Source organism: Leisingera sp. ANG-M1 (genome assembly GCF_000813745.1).
Taxonomy (GTDB): Bacteria; Pseudomonadota; Alphaproteobacteria; order Rhodobacterales; family Rhodobacteraceae; genus Leisingera.
The window spans coordinates 1-14,272 of sequence record NZ_JWLC01000018.1; the positions used below are offsets into that span (position 1 = coordinate 1).

Genomic DNA, 14,272 nt, shown 5'->3' on the forward strand with positions numbered 1-14,272 from the left:
CCGGATTCGGTTGAGGCGGGGCGGGGGCAGTCCAGATTCTCCTTCATGCAAGGCCAAGCGGGGGCATTGCTTGTGTTTCCCTGCCGAAAACCCTATGGTCCGCGCCACCTCGGGGTGCGCACCGGCGCTGAGAAAACACCCGTTGAACCTGAACCGGCTCACACCGGCGGAGGGAAGGTACTGGACGCATTCCACCCTTGCCCAAAGCCGCAAAGGAGGATGCCATGAAACATCTTGCATTTGCAGCGGGACTGCTCGGCGCAACGGCGGCTTTTGCCGAAACGCCCGAACTGGTCGTTTACACCTATGACAGCTTTGTCTCCGACTGGGGGCCGGGCCCGGCAGTGGAGAAGGCCTTTGAAGAAACCTGCGGCTGCGACCTGAAACTGGTTGGCGCGGGTGACGGCGCGGCGCTGCTGGCGCGGGTCAAGCTGGAAGGCGCGCGTTCGGATGCTGACGTGGTGCTGGGTCTGGACACCAACCTGACTGCGGCGGCCAAGGAAACCGGGTTGTTTGCCGATCACGCCGTCAGCGCCGACTATGCGCTGCCGGTGGAATGGAACGACGCGACCTTTGTGCCGTATGACTGGGGCTATTTCGCCTTTGTCCACAACGCCGATGCAGCTGCGCCGGCCGATTTCAAGGCGCTGGCGGCTTCGGACAAGAAAATCGTGATCCAGGACCCGCGCTCCTCGACCCCTGGTCTGGGTCTGCTTTTGTGGGTCAAGGCGGCTTATGGCGATGAGGCTCCCGAAATCTGGAAAGGTCTGTCGGACAATGTCGTGACCGTGACCAAGGGCTGGTCCGAGGCTTATGGCATGTTCCTGGAAGGCGAGGCCGACATGGTGCTCTCCTACACCACCTCGCCTGCCTATCACCTGATTGCCGAGGAAGATTCCTCCAAGGCGGCGGCCTCCTTTGATGAGGGCCATTACATGCAGGTGGAGGTTGCCGGCAAATTGGCGGGTTCCGATCAGCCGGAGCTGGCGGATCAGTTCCTGGCCTTCATGGTGTCGGATACGTTCCAGTCGATCATTCCGACCACCAACTGGATGTACCCTGCCGTGACCCCGGCTGCAGGTCTGCCGGAGGGGTTTGAAACCCTGGTGCAGCCCGGCAAGTCGCTGCTGCTGAGTGAGACTGAGGCTGCTGAAGTCCGTGATGCGGCGCTGGGCGAATGGCTGGACGCGCTCAGCCAGTAAGCGCGTTTCCCGGGATTGGCGCGGCCCTGCTCGTCGCTGCGCTGATCCTGGGGACCCTTGCGGCTGTTGCTGTCCGGGCTGAGGCCGGTACCGGGTTTGCCGCCAGCGACTGGGTAGCGCTGCGGTTCACGCTGACACAGGCGAGCCTGTCCGCGCTGCTGAGCGTGGGTCTTGCTATTCCCGTCGCCCGCGCGCTGGCGCGGCGGCGCTTCCCGGGGCGGAGTCTTCTGATTGCGCTTATGGGCGCGCCTTTTATTCTGCCTGTTATCGTCGCCATTCTTGGCCTGCTGGCAGTCTTTGGCCGGGCCGGATGGCTGAGCCAGGGCCTGATTTCCGTCGGGTTAGAGCCTGTACAGATCTATGGGCTGCACGGCGTGGTGCTGGCGCATGTCTTCTTCAACCTGCCGCTGGCAACCCGGCTGATCCTGCAGGGCTGGCAGGAGATCCCGGCCGAGCGCTTCCGCCTGGCGGCGCAGCTGGATGCGGGGCCGCTGGCGATGTGGCGGCTGCTGGAGGCGCCGATGCTGTGGCGGGTGGCGCCAGGGGCCCTGGCTGTGGTCTTTGCCATTTGCCTGTCGAGTTTTGCGGTGGCGCTGACTCTGGGCGGCGGGCCGCGGGCCACGACCATTGAGCTCGCCATCTATCAGGCGTTCCGCTTTGATTTCGACCTGGGCCGCGCGGCACTGCTGTCGGGCCTGCAGCTGGTGCTGACCGGCGCGGCTGCGATGGTTGCGCTGCGGGTATCCGCAGGCGAAGGGTTTGGCACCGGGCTGGACCGCGCAGTGCGGCGCTGGGACGCGCAGGGCGGTTTGGCGCGCTGTTTGGATGGATTTTGGATTTCCCTGTCTGCGGCGTTCCTGCTGCTGCCGCTGGCGGCGATTGTGCTGGCAGGGCTGCCCGGGCTGACGGCGTTGAAGAGCACGGTCTGGCAAGCGGCTGGGAATTCCATTCTGGTTGCAGGTATCAGCACAGTGATTCTGCTGGGCCTGGCCTTGCCGATGGCGGCAGCGGTGGCGGCCGGGCGCAACGGTATGACGGAACTGGCAGGCATTCTGGGGCTTGCCGCCTCGCCATTGGTGATCGGCACCGGGCTGTTCATCGTGATCTATCCGATTGCCGATCCTTTTGCGCTGGCCCTGCCGGTGACAGCGCTGGTCAATGCGGTGATGGCGCTGCCCTTTGCCATGCGCATCCTGGTGCCCCGGGCGCGGGAGGTGCTGGGGCGCTATGGCCGCCTGTCGCTGTCGCTGGATATGCAGGGCTGGGCTTTTGTGCGCCATGTCTATTTGCCCCGGATGCGGGCGCAGACGGGGTTTGCTGCCGGGCTGGCGGCGGCTTTGTCGATGGGAGACCTCGGTGTGGTGGCGCTGTTTGCCGATCCCGATTTCGCAACCTTGCCTTTACAGATCTACCGTTTGATGGGGGCGTACCGGATGGAGGCGGCGGCGGGCGCGGCGCTGCTGCTGCTTGTGCTCTCGATGGGGGCGTTCTGGATCCTGGACCGCGGAGGGCGCTGGCATGCTGAAGCTTGAAAACTGCCGGATTATGAATGGCGGCTTCGCCGTGGAGGCGGACCTGGCGGTGGCGCCTGGTGTCTGCGCAGCGGTGATCGGGCCTTCCGGCGCCGGCAAGTCGACGCTGATCGAGGCAATTGCCGGTTTTCTGCCTCTGAGCCGGGGGCGGGTCAGCTGGAACGGTTCGGACCTGACCCGCGCGCAGCCCGGCAAGCGCCCGGTTGCGATGCTGTTTCAGGACGGCAACCTGTTTCCGCATCTGACCGCGGCGCAGAATGTGGCGCTTGGCATCAATGCAAACCTGCGGCTGGCTGATGCAGAGTGGCGCCGTGTGGATGAGGCTTTGCAGCGCGTGGGGCTGGAAGGCATGGGCAGCCGCAAGCCCGCGGCGCTTTCCGGCGGGCAGCAAAGCCGGGTGGCTTTGGCCCGGGTGCTGGTGCAGGGGCGGGATATCCTGCTGCTGGATGAGCCCTTTGCCGCCCTCGGCCCGGCTTTGAAAGCGGAGATGCTGGATCTGGTCGCGGACCTTGCACGGGAAAGCGGTGCAACGGTGCTGATGGTAAGCCACGATCCGGGCGACGCCCGCCGGATCGCCGATCAGGTGGTGCTGGTGGCGGAAGGCAAGGCGCACCAGCCGCAGCCGGCGGCGGAGCTGCTGGACAACCCGCCGCCGGCGCTGAAGGCGTATTTGGGAAGCGCCTGACCCCGGCGGCGATGCAATCCCAAAGCGTAAATGAAAAGGGGTTTCGTAGCGAAACCCCTTTAATTAACAGAGTCTTAGATGTGCGTCACGCTGTTTGAAAGGCACCTGCAACGGGAGAGCCCGGCAGGCGGCACTCTTAGGTGGACAGCGCTGCTTCCCGCGTCTTGGTGATCATCAGCGCAGCATTGGCGGCTTCGCGGCCTTTCTGCACGAAATGCGCGCGGTAGATGGCAATGTGATGCTCGGTTTCCTGGAAATGGTGCGGGGTCAGCGAGACCGAAAGCACCGGCACGTCTGTATCCATCCCGGCACGCATCAGCCCGTCGACCACGGCCTGGGCCACAAAATCATGCCGGTAGATGCCGCCGTCCACGACAAGCGCAGCGCAGGCCACGGCGGCGTATTTGCCGGTTTTGGCCAGCTCCTGCGCCAGGAGCGGCATCTCGAACGCGCCGGGAACGTCGAAGACGTCGATCTGCCCGGCCGGGATCAGCTCCTGAAACCCTTCCAGCGCTCGGTCGACAATATCGGCATGCCATTGCGCCTTGATGAAGGCAAAGCGGGTGTGTGTCATCTCGTAATCTCCTTTGGCTCTGACACGTCACCCAAGGCGATCACGAACGGCAGGCGCGCGCAGAGCTGGAGAGCCCAAAGCGGTCCTGACGCACGTTCTCTTCCATCCGGACTGTGACCGTCGGCTCTGGAGTTGCACCAGATCTGCTGACACTTCTTTGTTGGCCCCACAGCTCGGTCCGAAAACCGGATCCCGATTTCCGGGCTGTGGATGCGTCAAACGCAGAAGCCGCTCGCGGGCTTACGGGGACATGCCCGTTTACCGCCGGTGGGGAATTCCGCCCCGCCCTGAGAACAGCCGGACATTGCCGCGCCGGAAGGTCGATTTCAAGAGAAGAAAAACGCTGTCTTCAATCAGCGGCGATGCGGGATTGGTATTGCTCAGGCGAAGAGAATTGGACCTTTCCAGCGCAGGCACGGGCTTTCACAAGTAACGCAGGCAAAGGAGAGAGAGCATGCACCCGAACCCGATTTTCCACGACGCCGAAACGGCGCAGAACCTGGGCTTTGCCCGTGACCGCGGATTCGGGGTGCTGGCGGTGTCCTCGGACGCGGCGCCGCTGATCAGCCATGTGCCGTTCCTGCTGTCTGAGAGCGGGGAATGGGCGGACCTGCATCTGGTGCGCTCGAATCCGATCGTGCGGGCGCTGAAAGAGACCAAACCGGCCCGGATCGCTGTGGGCGGGCCTGACGGCTATGTGTCGCCGGACTGGTACGGGGTGCCGGACCAGGTGCCGACCTGGAATTATGTTGCGGTGCATCTGACCGGTGAGCTGGAGCTGCGCCCGGATTCGGAATTGCTGGATCTGCTGGACCGGCAGTCGGCATTCTTCGAGGCGCGGCTGGGGCCGAAACCGCCCTGGACCACCAGCAAGATGAATCCGGAGGCGCTGGCGCGGATGATGCGGATGATCGTGCCGGCGCGGCTGCGGATTACGGGGGTGGATGGCACCTGGAAGTTGAGCCAGAATAAAACGGAGGCCGCCCGTGCCGGGGCCGCCGAAGCCATTTCAGGCGGCGTTGGTTCGGAGCTGAATGAGCTGGCCAGACTGATGCGCGCGGCACGGGTGGCGGCTGAGGGATAAATTGCGGAGGATTTTCAATGAAGCTTTTTTATGCGGCGGCATCGCCGTTTGTGCGCAAGGTCACGGTCTTACTGCACGAGACCGGACAGCTCGATTCGGTGGAGATCCACGATGTGGCAACCACGCCGCTGGCACCTGACAACGATCTGCAGGCCAGCAACCCGCTGGCCAAGATCCCGGCGCTGGAACGCGGCGACGGGCCGACGCTATATGACAGCCGGGTGATATGCGCCTTTCTGGATGAGCGGGCGGGCGGCCGGCTGTATGGCGGCGGCTGGGATACGAAACTGCTGGAAGCCACCGGCGACGGGGTCATGGATGCGGCGGTTGCCATGTCTTATGAGAAACGGCTGCGGCCCGAGGAAAAACAGTGGGATGAGTGGCTTGCGGCGCAGCGCGGCAAGGTGCTGGGCGGCTGCGCGGCGCTCAATGCGCGCTGGATGAGCCATCTGCAGGGGCCGCTGGACATGGGGCAGATTTCGGTAGCCTGCGCGCTGGCCTATGTGGATTTCCGGCATCCCGATGCCGGCTGGCGGCAAGGCAACGAGGCGCTGGCGGGCTGGTTTGCGGAATTTGATTCGCGCCCGTCGATGCAGGCGACCAAACCGCCGGCAGGCTGAGGCCTGCCCCTTGAAAACGGCAGCTGCCGCACCGACATGGGTGCGGCACTGTCACACAGGCGTAACAGAAATGACCCGTTGCGGCTTTCTGCGCGCCTATGACCGCTGGACGAATGCAATTCTCCCCGCTAGACACGCGCCTGAGTCACTGCGAGAAATCGCGGTGCATGCGCATGTTTGCCCTAAACGGGCGCTGGAATTGGAGAAAACCTCGTGTCCCACGCAGAAGACAACGAAGGAACCCGGAGAGATTTCCTCTACTACGCCACTGCCGGCGCCGGGGCAGTGACCGCGGGTGCCGCCGTATGGCCCCTGGTCAACCAGATGAACCCCTCCGCCGACGTGAAAGCGCTGTCCTCGATCCTGGTCGATGTCAGCGGCGTGGAAGTTGGCACTCAGATCTCCGTCATGTTCCTGGGCAAGCCGGTGTTCATCCGCCGCCGCACCCCGGAAGAGATCGAAGAAGCCCGGGCCGTGGAACTGTCCGAGCTGATCGACCCGCGGTCGGAAAACCCGAACAAGCCGGGCACCGATGCGGCCGACGTCAACCGCACCATGGATGAAGCCGGCGAATGGCTGGTGATGATGGGTGTCTGCACCCACCTGGGCTGTGTGCCGCTTGGCGACGGCGCCGGCGAATTCAACGGCTGGTTCTGCCCCTGCCACGGCTCGCACTACGACACTGCTGGCCGTATCCGCAAAGGCCCGGCGCCTGAGAACCTGCACGTGCCGGTGGCTGAGTTCACCGACGCCAACACCATCAAGCTGGGATAAGGAAACGCGCTCATGTCCGGTATTCCGCACGACCATTACGAGCCGAAGACAGGCGCAGAAAAGTGGCTGCACAGCCGCCTGCCCATCGTCGGCCTGATCTATGACACCATCATGATCCCCACCCCCAAGAACCTGAACTGGTGGTGGATCTGGGGCATCGTCCTGGCATTCTGCCTGGCGCTGCAAATCGTCACCGGCATCGTCCTGGTGATGCACTACACGCCGCATGTTGACCTGGCATTCGCATCCGTCGAGCACATCATGCGCGACGTGAACGGCGGCCATATGCTGCGCTACCTGCATATGAACGGCGCGTCGCTGTTCTTTGTTGCTGTCTATATCCACATCTTCCGCGGTCTGTACTACGGCTCCTACAAGGCGCCCCGCGAAGTCACCTGGATCATCGGCATGCTGATCTACCTGATGATGATGGGCACCGCCTTCATGGGCTACGTGCTGCCGTGGGGCCAGATGTCCTTCTGGGGCGCCACCGTCATCACTGGCCTGTTCGGCGCGATCCCGTTCATCGGCGAAGCGATCCAGACCTGGCTGCTGGGCGGACCGGCGGTGGACAACGCCACCCTGAACCGCTTCTTCTCGCTGCACTACCTGCTGCCCTTCGTGATCGCAGCGCTGGTCATCGTGCACATCTGGGCTTTCCACACCACCGGCAACAACAACCCGACCGGTGTTGATGTCCGTAAAGGTTCGAAAGCCGAAGCCGAGAAAGACACCCTGCCGTTCTGGCCGTACTTCGTGATCAAGGACTTCCTGGGCCTGGCCGTTGTGCTGGTTGTGTTCTGGGCGATTGTCGGCTTCATGCCGAACTACCTGGGCCACCCGGACAACTACATTGAAGCCAACCCGCTGGTGACCCCGGCGCACATCGTTCCGGAATGGTACTTCCTGCCGTTCTACGCGATCCTGCGTGCTTTCACCTCGGAAGTCTGGGTTGTGCAGTTCGCCTCCTTCATCACCGGCGGCATCATCGACGCGAAGTTCTTCGGCGTGATCGCCATGTTCGGCGCGATCCTGGCCATGGCGCTGGCGCCCTGGCTGGACACCTCGCGCGTCCGTTCGGGCCGCTACCGTCCGATGTTCAAGTGGTGGTTTGCACTGCTGGTCGTGGACTTCTTTGCCCTGATGTGGCTGGGCGCGATGCCGGCGGAAGAGCCCTATGCATCGTTCTCGCTGATCGCATCGGCCTACTGGTTCGGCTACTTCTTCGTGATCCTGCCGCTGCTGGGCGTGATCGAGAAGCCGCTGGCACAGCCGGCAACCATCGAAGAGGATTTCGAAGCCCACTACGGCAAGAAGTCTTCTGCTGAAGCCACTCCCGCCGAGTAAGAAGAAGGAACACCTAGCAATGTTCAAGAAACTGGCAACCGGTGCCGCCTTCGCTCTGGCCCTGATCCCTGCTGCGTCCTTCGCAGCAGGCGGGGCAGGCCATGTCGAAGATTACGACTTCTCGTTTGAGGGTCCGTTCGGCGCCTATGACCGCAACCAGCTGCAGCGCGGCCTGCAGATCTACACCGAAGTCTGCGCAGCCTGCCACGGGCTGAAGCTGGTGCCGATCCGCACCCTGTCCGACGAGGGCGGCCCGCAGATGCCGGAAGATCAGGTGCGTGCCTACGCGGCTGACAACTTCAGCGTCTATGATCCGGAACTGGATGAGGACCGCCCGGCCAAGCCGGTCGACTTCTTCCCGGAAAACAACAATGCCGGCGCCCCGGACCTCAGCATGATGGCCAAGGCGCGTGCAGGTTTCCACGGGCCCTACGGCCTGGGTCTGAACCAGCTGTTCAAAGGCATGGGCGGTGCCGAGTACATCGCCTCGCTGATGGCTGGCTACACCGGCAACGAGAAGGAAGAAGCGGGCACCATCTTCTATGAGAACACTGCCTTCCCGGGCGGCTGGATCTCAATGGCGCCGCCGCTGTCGGATGAGCAGGTGGAGTTTGCTGACGGCCACGCCAACGACGTGGACTCCATGTCGCAGGACGTCGCGGCCTTCCTGATGTGGACCGCCGAGCCCAAGATGATGGCACGCAAGCAGGCCGGTTTTGTCGGCGTGCTGTTCCTGACCCTGCTGTCGGTTCTGCTGTATCTGACCAACAAGCGCCTGTGGGCGCCGCACAAAGGCAAAGACTGATATCCGGTCCGGATGTTACAAGCTATTCTGATGAGACCCCTGCAGTGATCTGCAGGGGTCTTTTCTTTGAGGGGCAGTTTGCCTGCAGCGTTTCCGGAGATGTCCCCGGCAAGTTTGCAACTTGAAGATGCCGGGGGTGGTTTATTGGCCCCGGAAGGCTTCGCCGACCGTTGCTGCTATGCCGTTCAGAACAGAAAGTATACGCTTGGTTCCCAGAAAGAGACCGCGCTGCCGCCGTTGCCGGTCATCGTGCTGCTTGCCAGCGCTTCCAGGTCTGTGACGCCGGCCAGCGTGATGCTGCCGCCGCTGCCGAAATCCAGCACGGTGCTGCCATCCTTGGTTTGCGCAACTTCTGCAAGGCCGCCTGCTGTGATGCCGAGATCCGGGTGCAGCCAAAGCGTGTCGCGGGCCAGGTTGAAGTCGGTGATGGTGTCGTCTCCCATTCCGTCATCAAAGAAGAACGTGTCCGCGCCAAAACCGCCGGTGAGCATGTCATCGCCGCCCTCACCGCCCCACAGGAAGTCACGGCCGCGGCCGCCATGCAAAATGTGGTCCCCCGATCCTGCGTAGGACTGAACGGCCAGGACATCGTTGCCTTTGCCGCCATAAAGCGTGTCGCTGCCCGTGCTGGACAGGAGGATATCGCTGCCGGTCTTGCCTTTCAGCAAGTCATCACCCGCGCCTGCGCTCAGCGTGTCGTCGCCGCTGCCGCCGTTGAGTCGGTCATGCCCTTCGCCGCCGATCAGTTCGTCGTCGCCCCGGCCGCCAATCAGGGTGTCATTGCCGTCCATGCCATAGGCAAAGTCATTTCCGCGTCCCATCCGGAATATGTCGTTCCCCGAAAGCAAGTCGTCATCGCCAAAGAGCGTGAAGGTATCGGCGCCGGCGCCGCCGAAAACCGACAATCCAGGGGACACTGTTCCGCCCTCAAGAAAGCTATGTGTGGTTAGAAAATTCTGGAAGTCCAACAAGGCGGCGTTGGACATCTTGTTGAACTCTTCAACTGGAATGCTGATACCGGAAATCTGAAAGGTTTTAGCGTCTTCCGGCATATCTTCGGGCGCAAAACTGTATTCAAACGCCGTGACAATCTGGCTGCCGCCTGCCGTCTGTTCAATTGTTGCCAAGGCACTGAAACCCGTGGCGCTCCAATCCGTATTGGTGTTTGCGACAAGGCGGCCCGTTTCAGGGTCCAGGGGCGAACTGCCTGCTGCCATACCCAAGTCTAGGAAATCCGTGTCAAAATTTCCGCTCAATCTGATGGTTGCCATCACTTTTCCCTCTAACATTCTGTTTGGGCTGCAATGCAGAACCTTGGTGCGGGCTTGGCAAACAAAGTGTTAATGGCAGGCGGTGTTTGACGGTAGTTTTCGGCTGCAGGGAGCAGCTTTGAAGGTCTGCTGCTCCGCTGCATCTAAAAGCGCGTCCGCGCCGCAGGAGTGATGGTCCTGCGGCAAACCAGCAGCTTTCAGGCGCGGGGGCCGACCACCAGCTGCGGCTGGCCGTCCGAGGTTTTTTGCGGCGAGCGGCCGCAGGCGGTGATTACCGCAGAGACCCGCTGCCGCCAGGACGAAAAGCTCTCAAACCGGACGACGTCGACCGGGCGGGTGAACTGCAGCGTGATCCGCTGATGGCCCCGGCTGCCGCAAGCGGCAAGGCCGTGCACAACGCCGGTGAAAGGCTGGCCAAGGTAGCGGCCTTCGACCTGCATGCCGATCTGCAGCGCTTTCATTGCTGATGCGCGGGCGCGCAGCGTGTTCCAGTCGCGGAACCCGTAGTATTCGGCGATCCGCTCCAGGGCGGCGCTGTGGCTGACAGGGCGGCCCTGGTTTTGCGTTTCTCTGCGCAAGAGGCGCGCTTCGGCCTTTAACTGGGACACAGAGGGGAGCGGTGATTGAGTCTGCATAGGTCTGCCTTTCGCAACGGGTGCGGTTGCCGATGCAGATAGGGCTCGCATTGCTATCCGGGCGTGCACCCAGGCGTCAGGAAAGATCCTTGTCCGGATTTCACCATGGCCGAAGGCCGCGAGCGGCAGGTATCCGGGACCTGTACCGCGATCTTTATCGGGATGGGGTTAACAAAGCAACTCCGGTCCGCTTCAGGCAGTGAGCTGGCTTCCAGCGCGGCCGGTGATCGCTGCAGTGACGATGCGGCCTTCCTCCTGGGCTGCGGCAAAACTCACCTCGGTGAATTGCTCGGTGCGGCCCATATGCGGGTTTTCCATCAGGATGCGGTGGGTCCGGCCGATCTGTTCAGCCAAATGCCGTTCCACCTGGGCGTCACCGGCGGCGCGCAGGCGGGCGGCGCGGTCCTTGATGACGTTGCCGTTCACTTGATTGGGAATCTTGGCGGCCGGGGTGCCTTCGCGTTTGGAGTAGGGGAACACATGCAGCCAGGTCAGGCCGCAGTCGGTAACCAGCTTCAGAGAGTTCTCGAAATGAGCATCGGTTTCGGTCGGGAAGCCTGCGATGATGTCGGCGCCAAAGGTCATTTCCGGGCGCAGGCGGCGGGCTTCTTCGCAGAAAGCGATGGCATCGTCGCGCAGGTGGCGGCGGGCCATGCGTTTCAGGATCAGATCATCGCCGTGCTGCAACGACAGGTGCAGATGCGGCATCAAGCGCGGCTCGGTGGCGATGGCCTGCATCAGGTTGTCGTCCGCCTCGATCGAATCGATGGAGGAGATGCGCAGGCGGGGCAGGTCCGGCACCAGTTTCAGGATCCGCATCACCAGATCGCCCAAGCGCGGCTGGGCGGGCAGGTCAGCGCCCCAGGAGGTGAGGTCCACGCCGGTCAGCACCACCTCGTTATAGCCTTTGTCCACCAGCCGCTTGATCTGGTCGATCACTACGCCTGCGGGCACCGAGCGGGAGTTGCCGCGGCCATAGGGGATGATGCAGAAGGTGCAGCGGTGGTCGCAGCCGTTCTGGACCTGAACATAGGCACGGCTGCGGGTGCCGAAGCCATCGATCAGATGGCCTGCGGTCTCGGTCACCGACATGATGTCGTCGACCTGAACCTTTTCGGTGGTTCCGATGAAATCAGGGCCTTTGGCGATGTCCTGCCAGGTTTGCGGCTGCATTTTTTCGGTGTTGCCGATAACGCGGGTGACTTCTTCCATCGCGGCGAAGGTTTCCGGCTCGGTCTGGGCGGCGCAGCCGGTGACGATGATCGGCGCTTCCGGATTTTCGCGGCGCAGCTTGCGGATTTCCTGACGCGCCTTGCGCACGGCCTCTGCCGTCACGGCGCAGGTGTTCACCACCACGGCGTTCTCCAGGCCTGCCTGCTGGCTCAGCTCCTTCATCGCCTCGGTTTCATAGGCGTTGAGGCGGCAGCCAAGGGTGGTGAATTTGGGTGCGTTCATCCCAGCGACTCCAGGAATTCGCGGGTGAAGCTGCCGTCGAAAACATGCATGGTGGGGCCGGTCATCCAGACGCCATCCTCTGCCCAGTCGATCCAAAGGGTGCCGCCGTCCAGATCCACCTGCACCTTGCGGCCTGTCAGCCCGCGCCGTGCCGCGGCAACGGCTGTTGCGCAGGAGGAGGAGCCGGAAGCCAGCGTGACGCCTACACCGCGCTCCCAGACGCGCATGCGGATGCGGTCGGGGCCGGTCACCTGGGCGACCTGCACATTGGTGCGCTGCGGATAAAGCGGATGGTGTTCATAGCGGGGGCCGAATTCTGCCAGCGGGATCAGCTCGGCATCCTCGACAAAGAAGGTGCAATGGGGGTTGCCCATGCCTGTGGCGGTCGGGGCGCCCTCGATCGGCAGCTCCAGCGTGTCCATCTCTTCAGCCAGCGGGATGTCCTGCCAGTCAAGCTGCGGTGCGCCCATATTGACCGAAGTGAGCCCGTTGCCGGCATCGCGGGCAAACAGGTCGCCGCGGTCGGTGGTCAGGTGCAGCTCAGGCTTGCCGCTTTCCAGGATCAGGTGGCGGGCAATGCATCGGGTAGCATTGCCGCAGGCGCCGGAGGTGGAACCGTCAGCGTTGTAGAAGGTCAGATGCGCGTCGCCCGTGCCGTTTGATATCACGGTCAGCTGGTCGAAGCCGACGCCGAATTGACGGTGCGCGATTCCCTTGGCCATTGCCGGAGTAATGGCAATATCCTGCGCGCGCGCGTCAACAACGACGAAGTCGTTGCCCAGCCCATGCATCTTCATGAAGGGGAGTGCGGTATCTGCCTTGGTGCTCATGGCGGGCATATAGACCCGGCACAGAAATGAATCCAGCCTTCGGTGAGAAAAGTTGAAAAAAGGGGTTGACCCTCTGACGTACTGGCCCTAGATACGCCGCCTATCGGGACAGCGAGACACACGCTGCCAAGCAGTTCCGAAGCGAAATAAGTGCTTGAACCCTCTGGGAAAAACACTTAGACAGCAACGAAGAAGTGGGCCGTTAGCTCAGTTGGTAGAGCAACTGACTTTTAATCAGTGGGTCGCAGGTTCGAATCCTGCACGGCTCACCACTTCCTCCAAAATCCACTGAAATTGATAAGCATCTGATCCCCGTTGGGGAATCGCGCTTGGACCGGCAGCTGCCGTGTTTTGTCCGGCGAAAGGGAGCAGGCCCGCGGGCCTGCCCGTGTTTGCCTCAGCGCTGGCGCAGGATGCCGAGGCCCTTGCGGCGGACCAGGCGGCGGCCTTTGACGGCTTCGCGGAAGACGATCAGCAGGCCGGCGCCGACGATCATCGACAGGCCGATCCAGGTGGCCATGCCGGGCAGGCTGCCAAAGATCATCCAGCCCCAGAACACGGACCACGGCAGGTAGGTGTATTCAAACGGGGTGACCACCGAGGCCTCGGCCAGCCGGTAGGCTTGGGAGAGCGCAAAGAAGCCGACGCCCGAGATGCCGCCAAGCGCTAGCAGCAACAGCCAGTCGCGCTGGCTGGGGGCGGCCCACTCGCGGTAAAGGAAGGCGAGGCTGGGGTGCGGGGATTCGGTCTGCAGATTTGAGAATATCAGGCCGAGGACGGCCCCTGCGGTGATGAAGAACACCAATGTAAACAGAGTCATGGAGCCGCCGTTGGTGCGCTTGCCCAGTTTACGGGTGGTGATGATCGAGACCGCATAGGCAACGGCCGCAAGAAGGGCGAGAACCGCTGCGGGCTCGAACACTCCGGCGCCGGGCTGCACGATCACCAGAACACCGGCCAGGCCGATGAAGACGGCAAACCAGCGGAACAGGCCGATCTTTTCGCCCAGGAAGACAGTGGCCAGCATGGTGACAAAGATCGGGGTGGAGAAGGTGATGGCGGCGGTCTCGGCCAGGCCGATGGCGGCCAGGGCCATGTAATAGACCAGGTAGGAGCTGAAGCCGGCAGCAGCCCGCAGGAGCTGCAGCGGGATCGAGCCCAGCCGCAGCGGCCAGAGGGTGCCGTCGAGCCAGGCAATGGCAGCCACGATCGGCAGCGCAAAGACGCCGCGCCAGAACACGATCTGATGCACCGCATAGCCGCCGCTGAGGCTTTTGATGATCACGTCCTGAATCGGAAACAGGGTGGTGGCCAGAAGCAGGAACAAAATCCCGGCCACGGGCCGGGAATCGGGGGCGTCCTGCACCTGGGGTGCCTGCGGGGCAAATTCCGGTGTGTTTGCTTCTGTGACAGCCATCGCGCGACTCCTCGTGTTGGAGGAACAGGCTGCCTGAGAAG

Annotated in this window: 14 protein-coding genes, 1 tRNA gene and 2 riboswitches; of the genes, 9 read left to right on the forward strand and 6 right to left on the reverse strand. The window is 62.9% G+C overall.

All coding sequences use genetic code 11. The annotated features are described in order from the left end of the window. The first annotated feature begins 100 nt into the window (after window positions 1-100). Window positions 101-192: riboswitch (TPP riboswitch) on the forward strand. 32 nt (window positions 193-224) lie between these two features. From thiB to RA19_RS15240, 3 genes are read left to right on the forward strand one after another with little or no spacing between them, the layout of a single operon-like run. After that, the gene (gene thiB / locus RA19_RS15230) at window positions 225-1,202 is read left to right on the forward strand and encodes a thiamine ABC transporter substrate binding subunit (protein WP_039164100.1); all 978 of its coding nucleotides are present in this window, start codon (window positions 225-227) and stop codon (window positions 1,200-1,202) included. Further along, window positions 1,178-2,734, forward strand: a complete 1,557-nt coding sequence (locus RA19_RS15235; RefSeq protein WP_039164102.1) for a thiamine/thiamine pyrophosphate ABC transporter permease ThiP — start codon at window positions 1,178-1,180, stop codon at window positions 2,732-2,734. The genes thiB and RA19_RS15235 overlap by 25 nt, the downstream gene beginning before the upstream one ends. Continuing rightward, window positions 2,721-3,419: a thiamine ABC transporter ATP-binding protein gene (locus tag RA19_RS15240; RefSeq protein WP_039164387.1), complete on the forward strand. Its 699-nt coding sequence runs from the start codon at window positions 2,721-2,723 to the stop codon at window positions 3,417-3,419. The genes RA19_RS15235 and RA19_RS15240 overlap by 14 nt, the downstream gene beginning before the upstream one ends. A 136-nt stretch (window positions 3,420-3,555) precedes the next feature. On the opposite strand, the gene RA19_RS15245 is transcribed toward RA19_RS15240, so the two are convergent. Beyond that, window positions 3,556-3,993 carry a 6,7-dimethyl-8-ribityllumazine synthase gene (locus tag RA19_RS15245; RefSeq protein WP_039164104.1) on the reverse strand — a complete coding sequence of 146 codons (438 nt, stop codon included), beginning with the start codon at window positions 3,991-3,993 and terminating at the stop codon, window positions 3,556-3,558. 90 nt (window positions 3,994-4,083) lie between these two features. Then, window positions 4,084-4,292, reverse strand: a riboswitch (FMN riboswitch). 155 nt (window positions 4,293-4,447) lie between these two features. Here RA19_RS15245 and RA19_RS15250 point away from each other — a divergent pair. The 5 genes from RA19_RS15250 to RA19_RS15270 all read left to right on the forward strand — a co-directional run bounded on the left by RA19_RS15250 (window position 4,448) and on the right by RA19_RS15270 (window position 8,623). Then, the gene (locus tag RA19_RS15250) at window positions 4,448-5,077 is read left to right on the forward strand and encodes an FMN-binding negative transcriptional regulator (RefSeq protein ID WP_039164106.1); all 630 of its coding nucleotides are present in this window, start codon (window positions 4,448-4,450) and stop codon (window positions 5,075-5,077) included. A gap of 17 nt (window positions 5,078-5,094) precedes the next feature. Then, complete coding sequence (locus RA19_RS15255) at window positions 5,095-5,697, forward strand: glutathione S-transferase (protein ID WP_039164107.1); 603 nt, start codon at window positions 5,095-5,097, stop codon at window positions 5,695-5,697. A gap of 213 nt (window positions 5,698-5,910) precedes the next feature. Further along, window positions 5,911-6,471, forward strand: a complete 561-nt coding sequence (petA, locus tag RA19_RS15260; RefSeq protein ID WP_039164108.1) for a ubiquinol-cytochrome c reductase iron-sulfur subunit — start codon at window positions 5,911-5,913, stop codon at window positions 6,469-6,471. Window positions 6,472-6,483: 12 nt separating this feature from the next. Further along, window positions 6,484-7,818: a cytochrome b gene (gene petB / locus RA19_RS15265; protein ID WP_039164109.1), complete on the forward strand. Its 1,335-nt coding sequence runs from the start codon at window positions 6,484-6,486 to the stop codon at window positions 7,816-7,818. Window positions 7,819-7,837: 19 nt separating this feature from the next. After that, a complete protein-coding gene (locus RA19_RS15270; protein WP_039164111.1) occupies window positions 7,838-8,623 on the forward strand; it encodes a cytochrome c1 in 786 nt (261 codons plus the stop codon). Between the two features lie 185 nt (window positions 8,624-8,808). On the opposite strand, the gene RA19_RS25855 is transcribed toward RA19_RS15270, so the two are convergent. From RA19_RS25855 to dapF, 4 genes are all read right to left on the reverse strand, one after another. After that, a complete protein-coding gene (locus RA19_RS25855) occupies window positions 8,809-9,840 on the reverse strand; it encodes a calcium-binding protein (RefSeq protein ID WP_052261818.1) in 1,032 nt (343 codons plus the stop codon). Between the two features lie 251 nt (window positions 9,841-10,091). Continuing rightward, window positions 10,092-10,580, reverse strand: a complete 489-nt coding sequence (locus tag RA19_RS15280; protein ID WP_342586087.1) for a glyoxalase superfamily protein — start codon at window positions 10,578-10,580, stop codon at window positions 10,092-10,094. A gap of 141 nt (window positions 10,581-10,721) precedes the next feature. Beyond that, window positions 10,722-11,984, reverse strand: a complete 1,263-nt coding sequence (gene mtaB / locus RA19_RS15285; protein ID WP_039164115.1) for a tRNA (N(6)-L-threonylcarbamoyladenosine(37)-C(2))-methylthiotransferase MtaB — start codon at window positions 11,982-11,984, stop codon at window positions 10,722-10,724. Continuing rightward, window positions 11,981-12,823 carry a diaminopimelate epimerase gene (dapF, locus tag RA19_RS15290; RefSeq protein WP_039164118.1) on the reverse strand — a complete coding sequence of 281 codons (843 nt, stop codon included), beginning with the start codon at window positions 12,821-12,823 and terminating at the stop codon, window positions 11,981-11,983. Before dapF ends, mtaB begins: the two co-directional genes overlap by 4 nt. A gap of 187 nt (window positions 12,824-13,010) precedes the next feature. On the opposite strand from dapF, the gene RA19_RS15295 reads away from it, so the two are divergent. Then, window positions 13,011-13,086, forward strand: a tRNA-Lys gene (locus RA19_RS15295). A 125-nt stretch (window positions 13,087-13,211) separates the two neighbouring features. Here RA19_RS15295 and RA19_RS15300 read toward each other — a convergent pair. Beyond that, window positions 13,212-14,231, reverse strand: a complete 1,020-nt coding sequence (locus RA19_RS15300) for a DMT family transporter (RefSeq protein WP_052261819.1) — start codon at window positions 14,229-14,231, stop codon at window positions 13,212-13,214. Window positions 14,232-14,272 lie beyond the last annotated feature (41 nt).